Below are 6,413 nucleotides of genomic sequence, written 5' to 3'. Positions count from 1 at the left end.
CCTCGCGGTACTCGGCGCGGGGCACCCCCGCGCGCCCCGGCCGGGGCGGTGCCGCCGCGCTTGCCGCGACCGCCCGTCTCGCCCAGGTCCTCGACCTGCTCGGCGTCCAGACCGGCGCGGGTGCGCTCGCTGCGCGGCAGCACGCCCTTCGTGCCCGCCGGGATCTTCAGCTCCTCGAAGAGGTGCGGGGAGGTCGAGTACGTCTCGGCCGGGTCCGGGAAACCGAGCCCGAGCGCCTTGTTGATGAGCTGCCAGCGCGGGATGTCGTCCCAGTCCACGAGCGTGACGGCCGTACCCGAGCGGCCCGCGCGGCCGGTACGGCCGATGCGGTGCAGGTAGGTCTTCTCGTCCTCGGGCGTCTGGTAGTTGATGACGTGCGTGACGCCCTCGACGTCGATCCCGCGCGCGGCGACGTCGGTGCACACGAGCACGTCGACCTTGCCGTTGCGGAAGGCGCGCAGCGCCTGCTCACGGGCGCCCTGACCGAGGTCGCCGTGCACCGCGCCCGCGGCGAAACCGCGCCGCTGGAGCTGCTCGGAGATGTCGGCCGCCGTACGCTTCGTGCGGCAGAAGATCATCACGAGCCCGCGGCCCTCGGCCTGGAGGATGCGCGCGACCATCTCCGGCTTGTCCATCGAGTGCGCGCGGAAGACGTGCTGCTCGGTGTTGGCGACGGTGGCGTTCTCGTCGTCGGGCGAGGTCGCGTTGATGTGCGTGGGCTGCGACATGTAGCGGCGCGCGAGGGAGACGACGGCGCCCGGCATCGTCGCCGAGAAGAGCATCGTCTGCCGCTTCACGGGCAGCATCGACACGATCTTCTCGACGTCGGGCAGGAAGCCGAGGTCCAGCATCTCGTCGGCCTCGTCGAGCACGAGGGCCCGCACCTTGCTGAGGTCGAGCTTGCGCTGACCGGCGAGGTCGAGGAGACGGCCCGGGGTGCCGACGACGACGTCGACGCCCTTCTTGAGCGCCTCGACCTGCGGCTCGTAGGCGCGGCCGCCGTATATGGCGAGGACGCGGACGTCGCGTACCTTGCCGGCGGTCTGGAGGTCGTTGGTCACCTGCGTGCACAGCTCGCGGGTGGGCACGACGACGAGGGCCTGCGGCGCCTCGCTGAGCTTGTCCGGGGTGGCGCGTCCGGCCTCGACGTCGGCGGAGACGGTCACCCGCTCCAGGAGCGGGAGGCCGAAGCCGAGCGTCTTGCCGGTCCCGGTCTTGGCCTGGCCGATCACGTCGGAGCCGGACAGGGCGACGGGCAGGGTCAGTGACTGGATGGGAAAGGGGGAGACGATGCCGACGGCTTCCAGCGCCTCGGCGGTCTCGGGGAGAATCCCCAGGTCCCGGAAAGTCTGCGTACTCAGGATGTTGCCTCTTCGTTAAGGCGGTACGAGGGAACGTGAGGGATCTTGACCGTGCCGCGGACCGCAGGCCGCTGTAACGGGGACGGGCCGGGTCGCGTCGCGGGACCTCTGCCCACGCTCACAGCGCTCATACCGCTGAGGGCCCCTCGACAGCCGTACGCGCTCGGGGCGCGACCGGCCGGGAGGGCTGTCGGGTCGGAGCCGATCGGGCCACCGACCGGGCATCCTCGGTACACCCGCTGAACATATGGGCATATTCGGCGGGCTCCTTTACCACCATACCCCCAAAGCCCGCAGGGGTGTCGGCCGAAGGCCACACGTAGTGGTCATCACACCTGTCGGCCGCCCGGGTGCGGGCCCCGGGGCGCGGGCTATTGTGCGGGCATGGAGACGCCAGAGACCGCCGCAGCGACCACCGCCCGTGACTGGGCCGCGAGCTCCGCCGAGCCGCACTACAGGGACGCGGTCGTGGACCTCCTCGGTGCCCTCGCCTACGGCGAACTGTCCGCCTTCGAGCGCCTGGCCGAGGACGCCAAGCTCGCCCCGACGCTGAAGGACAAGGCGGAGCTGGCCTCGATGGCCTCCGCCGAGTTCCACCACTTCGAGAAGCTGCGCGACCGGCTCACCGAGATCGACGCGGAGCCCGCCGAGGCCATGCAGCCCTTCGCGACCGCGCTCGATGCCTTCCACCAGCAGACGGCGCCCTCGGACTGGCTGGAGGGCCTGGTCAAGGCGTACGTGGGCGACTCCATCGCGAGCGACTTCTACCGCGAGGTCGCGGTACGCCTCGACACGGACACGAAGGACCTCGTCCTCACCGTCCTCGCCGACACCGGCCACGCGGACTTCGCGGTCGGGAAGGTCCGCGCCGCGATCGAGGCGGACCCGCGCGTCGGCGGCCGGCTCGCGCTGTGGGCGCGCCGCCTGATGGGCGAGGCCCTTTCGCAGGCCCAGCGGGTCGTCGCGGAGCGCGACGCCCTCTCCACGATGCTCGTCGGCGGCCTGGCGGACGGCTTCGACCTCGCGGAGGTGGGCCGCATGTTCTCGCGGATCACGGAGGCGCACACGAAGCGGATGGCGGCGCTGGGGCTGGCGTCCTGAGGCGTGCGTCCTGACGGGTGAGCGGCTGTCGCGGGGTGGCGGCGTGAGGGTGGCGCGGTCAGGGTGAGGCGGATGTCCTGAGGGGGCGTCCGAGGGCCTGCGGTCTTCCCTCCGCGTCCGGCGATTTCCGGCCATGCTCGTCGCGGTACATGGCGGGGCCGCGCGGGGGTGTGCCGGGCCGTGCGGTGCGGGAGCCGCCGAGGCGGGGTGCCGTGCGCGGCGGCGGGAGCGCCGTACCCGCGTATGGCGCGCGCTCAGGCGGTCGCGCTCTCGCGTGGTCGTTCGGGGGCGGCCTCGGGGCGGGGGAGGAGCGAGAGCAGTGCCGCCGTGACGGCGGTCGCGGCGAGGAGGCTCAGCGGAAGGTGGCCCGGGCCGAGGGAACTGTGCGCCACGAAGGCGCCGAAGAGGCCGCCCACGCCGCCCGTCGCGTGGACGAGGACCGGGCGCGGCAGCCGCCCGGGGAGGCGGCGCAGGGCCAGGGCGGCGAGCACGAGGCCGAGCGCGGCGGCGCCCACTGCTTCCACGAGCATCCGGTCCTCCCGGTGTCCACGGGCCGATTCGGTTGAAGCCGTCCTACCCGTGGGGGTGGGCCGCAATCGCGCGCGGGGGCGGGGAACGGGGATTCGAGAGGTCGCGCGGCAGAGGGGCGCGAGCCGGGGGCGCGCGCATGGCGCGCGTACAAGGACGAGAGGCGGTCCCCCGCGCGGGGGACCGCCTCTCGTGACGCCCGGCCGGTGGGCGGCGCGGACTCAGGCCACGCCGAAGCCGACCTTGCGGGGAGCGGACTCGCCGATCTCCACGTACGCGAGCTTCGCGGCGGGGACGAGGATCTTGCGGCCCTTGTCGTCCTCCAGGCTCAGCAGCGGGGACGTGCCCCCGAGCGCGTCGGCCACGGCCTTCTCGACCTCGTCGGCGCTCTGCCCGCTCTCCACAACGATCTCGCGCGGCGCGTGCTGCACCCCGATCTTGACCTCCACGGCTATGTCCCTCCGACGGTCACCGATGTGCGCGACCCAGCGCGCCGTACGCGCCCCACATTAGCCCGGCGAGGGGACCCCGCTGAGCGGAGCCCGGCACGCCCTGAGCGAACACGCGCGGCGCACCCCCGACGGCACCCTCGCGGCCACCGGCGACGGGAACCGCCTCACGGCCCCGGCACGGCGCTCGCCGCGGACGCGAGGGCTCAGTCGCCCTGCCCCTGCCCCTGCTCGCTCCCGTACAGCGGGAAGCCCGCGATGCCGCGCCAGGCGAGGGAGGTGAGGAGCTGGACCGCCGTGTCGCGCGGCACGCTGCGGTCGCTGTGCAGCCAGGAACGGGCCACGACCTGGGCCAGGCCGCCGAGTCCGGAGGCGAGCAGCATCGATTCGTCGCGCGAGAGACCGGTGTCCTCCGCGATGACCTCGCAGATCGCCTCCGCGCACTGCACCGTCACCCGGTCCACGCGCTCGCGCACCGCCGGCTCGTTGGTCAGGTCCGACTCGAAGACGAGCCGGAAGGCGCCGCCGTCGTCCTCGACGTAGCCGAAGTAGGCGTCCATCGTCGCCTGCACGCGCTGCTTGTTGTCGGTGGTCGAGGCGAGCGCCGCGCGCACCGCCTGGAGCAGTGCCTCGCAGTGCTGGTCGAGCAGCGCCAGGTACAGGTCGAGCTTCCCGGGAAAGTGCTGGTAGAGGACCGGCTTGCTCACTCCCGCGCGCTCGGCGATGTCGTCCATCGCCGCCGCGTGGTAGCCCTGCGCGACGAAGACCTCCTGCGCCGCGCCGAGGAGCTGGTTCCGGCGCGCGCGGCGCGGCAGCCGGGTGCCCCTCGGGCGCGCTGCCTCTGTCTGCTCGATGGCGCTCACGCCGCCTCCCAGGATCGTTGCCTTCGCGGAACGGTGCCCGCGCCCGCCATCGTACTTTTCGGTAACCGCCCTGTGCGCGCCCTGCGCCGGATTTTCACCAGGGGGACGCGGGGTTTGTGCTGGTCACGGCGGTGTCAGGACGATAGGGGCGGGTTTGGCGGAGGTATCGCGACAGAAGGCGGCACGCGGCGATTCCGGGACGCGCGACGAGGCCCGCGCGCGGCCCCGGGTGCCGGGGCCGCGCGCGCCGTCAGCGGTACTCGTCCTCGTCGGCGTCCTCCACGACGGCTTCCTGCTCCGCGCGGTCCGCCTCCTCCACCGCCTCGGGATCCTTGCGCTCCAGCGGGGAGGGCTCCTCGCCCTCGTCCTCGAAGGTCTCCGGCTCCTCCGGGTCCACCGGGGTCTGTCCGGCTCGGGGGTCCTGCGGGTCGATCGTCATGGCACTCGCCTTTCGGGCGCGGGCGACACGGTGCGGGCGGGACGCGGACCGCGGTGGCCCGCCCTGATTGTCAGGGTACGTCGCGTACGTTCCCGGGTGTGATCGCTCGCACAGGCTCCCCGGGCGTGACCCTCTCGTAACATGGCGGCGTGTCCCCGGAACCGTCTTCCCTGCCCGCAGCCGCCGAACCCCGGGTGAGTCCCGTCCCCCTCGCCCCGGGCGAGGAGCTGCGCACCCGCCGTCTGCCGGGCCGCACGCTCGCCGTGCGCTCGGTGCCGCCCCCGCGCGAGGGACTGCCCCCGGCGCTGTACGTGCACGGCCTCGGCGGCTCCTCGCTGAACTGGTCCGCGCTGCTGCGGCTGCTGCGCGAGGACGTCGCGGGCGAGGCGCTCGACCTCCCCGGCTTCGGGGACTCCCCGCCGCCGGACGACGGCGACTACGGCATCTCCGCGCAGGCCCGCTCCGTCGTCGCGCTCCTGGACGCGGACGGGCGCGGTCCCGTGCACCTCGTCGGGAACTCGATGGGCGGCGCCATCGTCACCCGCGTGGCCGCGGCACGCCCCGATCTCGTCCGCACCCTGACGCTCATCTCGCCCGCCCTGCCGGAGATCCGCGTGCAGCGCACGGCGGTGCCCACCGGGCTGCTCGCCGTCCCCGGCGTCACCGCGCTCTTCAACCGCCTCTCGCGCGACTGGAGCGCCGAGGACCGCGTCCGCGGCGTCATGGCGCTCTGCTACGGGGACCCCCGGCGCGTGGACGAGGCCGGGTTCCGGCAGGCCGTCTCCGAGATGGAGCGGCGCCTGACGCTCCCGTACTTCTGGGACGCGATGACCCGCTCGGCGCGCGCGATCGTCAACGCGTACACGCTCGGCGGCCAGCACAATCTCTGGCGGCAGGCCGAACGCGTCCTCGCCCCCACGCTCCTCGTCTACGGGGGCCGCGACCAGCTCGTCTCCTCCCGCATGGCGCGCAAGGCGACCAGGGCCTTCCGCGACTCCCGGCTGCTGACTCTGCCCGAGGCCGGTCACGTCGCGATGATGGAATACCCCGAGACGGTCGCCGAGGCGATCCGTGCCCACCTGGCCAGGAGCGAACGGGTGGGGTGAGGGCGCCGGGTAGCGTGCTCCCTGCCCGGTAGGGGCGCTTTCCGCGAATACGGCGCCTTCGCCCCGTGCGGCGCGTACGTTGCCCGGAAGGGCGGACCACGCGGGCCCCGGGTGCCGGGCGCACGGGACCGGGCCGCCGAGGAGCCGCCGGAAGACAGCCGGAACACAGGGTGACGCGGCGGCGCACAGCGGCCCGCGGCGATCAGGACCGGCCCGCCGGGCAGCCGTCGCGGCCGGACCGGAACACAGCGAGACGACAGCGCGAGACAGGAAGCCGAGGGACCGCGTGGGACGACACCGCCGTCCGCCGAACCCGCAGGACCGTACGCCGGGCGAGGCCCCCGCCCCGCCGTCCCCCGACACGCCCCGCGCCCGGCCCCGCGAGGTCCCCGCTCAGGGCGCCCCCGCCGCCCGGCCCCCCGCGACCGGGGAGCGGCCCGCGACCGGGGCGCGGCCCGCGACCGGGGCGCGGGAGTCGCGCAAGCCCGTTCCCGCCGCCCGGCCCGCTCCCTCCGGCTCCCGCCCGCCGGCCGCCGGCCCGCGGTCGTCCGGCCCCCGGCCCCCGG

The 6,413-nt window shown here is 74.3% G+C and carries 7 protein-coding genes; 2 read left to right on the top strand and 5 right to left on the bottom strand.

Annotated elements, in window-relative coordinates; genetic code table 11:
• A partial coding sequence (locus SSBG_RS08365) for a DEAD/DEAH box helicase (RefSeq protein WP_420790267.1) occupies nt 1-1,232 on the bottom strand: 1,232 nt, incomplete at its 3' end.
• Between the two features lie 513 nt (nt 1,233-1,745).
• Between SSBG_RS08365 and SSBG_RS08360 the strand changes: the two genes are divergently transcribed.
• On the top strand, nt 1,746-2,462 hold the full coding sequence (locus SSBG_RS08360; RefSeq protein WP_008745757.1) for a ferritin-like fold-containing protein: 717 nt from the start codon (nt 1,746-1,748) through the stop codon (nt 2,460-2,462).
• Between the two features lie 254 nt (nt 2,463-2,716).
• Here the strand turns inward: SSBG_RS08360 and SSBG_RS08355 are convergent, their stop codons facing one another.
• The 4 genes from SSBG_RS08355 to SSBG_RS08340 all read right to left on the bottom strand — a co-directional run bounded on the left by SSBG_RS08355 (nt 2,717) and on the right by SSBG_RS08340 (nt 4,741).
• Entirely contained in the window at nt 2,717-2,992 is a 276-nt protein-coding gene (locus tag SSBG_RS08355) for a hypothetical protein (RefSeq protein WP_008745756.1), read from the bottom strand.
• A gap of 219 nt (nt 2,993-3,211) precedes the next feature.
• The gene (locus SSBG_RS08350) at nt 3,212-3,439 is read right to left on the bottom strand and encodes a DUF3107 domain-containing protein (protein WP_007822359.1); all 228 of its coding nucleotides are present in this window, start codon (nt 3,437-3,439) and stop codon (nt 3,212-3,214) included.
• 206 nt (nt 3,440-3,645) lie between these two features.
• Nucleotides 3,646-4,302, bottom strand: a complete 657-nt coding sequence (locus SSBG_RS08345; RefSeq protein ID WP_008745755.1) for a TetR/AcrR family transcriptional regulator — start codon at nt 4,300-4,302, stop codon at nt 3,646-3,648.
• A gap of 250 nt (nt 4,303-4,552) precedes the next feature.
• The gene (locus SSBG_RS08340) at nt 4,553-4,741 is read right to left on the bottom strand and encodes a hypothetical protein (protein ID WP_008745754.1); all 189 of its coding nucleotides are present in this window, start codon (nt 4,739-4,741) and stop codon (nt 4,553-4,555) included.
• Nucleotides 4,742-4,890: 149 nt separating this feature from the next.
• Here SSBG_RS08340 and SSBG_RS08335 point away from each other — a divergent pair, with 149 nt between their 5' ends.
• Nucleotides 4,891-5,847 (top strand): alpha/beta fold hydrolase, encoded by a 957-nt coding sequence (locus SSBG_RS08335; protein ID WP_008745753.1) that lies wholly within the window; start codon nt 4,891-4,893, stop codon nt 5,845-5,847.
• Nucleotides 5,848-6,413: the final 566 nt, after the last annotated feature.

The sequence above is a fragment of the Streptomyces sp. SPB074 genome, from assembly GCF_000154905.1.
Classification (GTDB): Bacteria; Actinomycetota; Actinomycetes; order Streptomycetales; family Streptomycetaceae; genus Streptomyces.
This window is presented reverse-complemented; position numbering and strand designations above follow the sequence as displayed.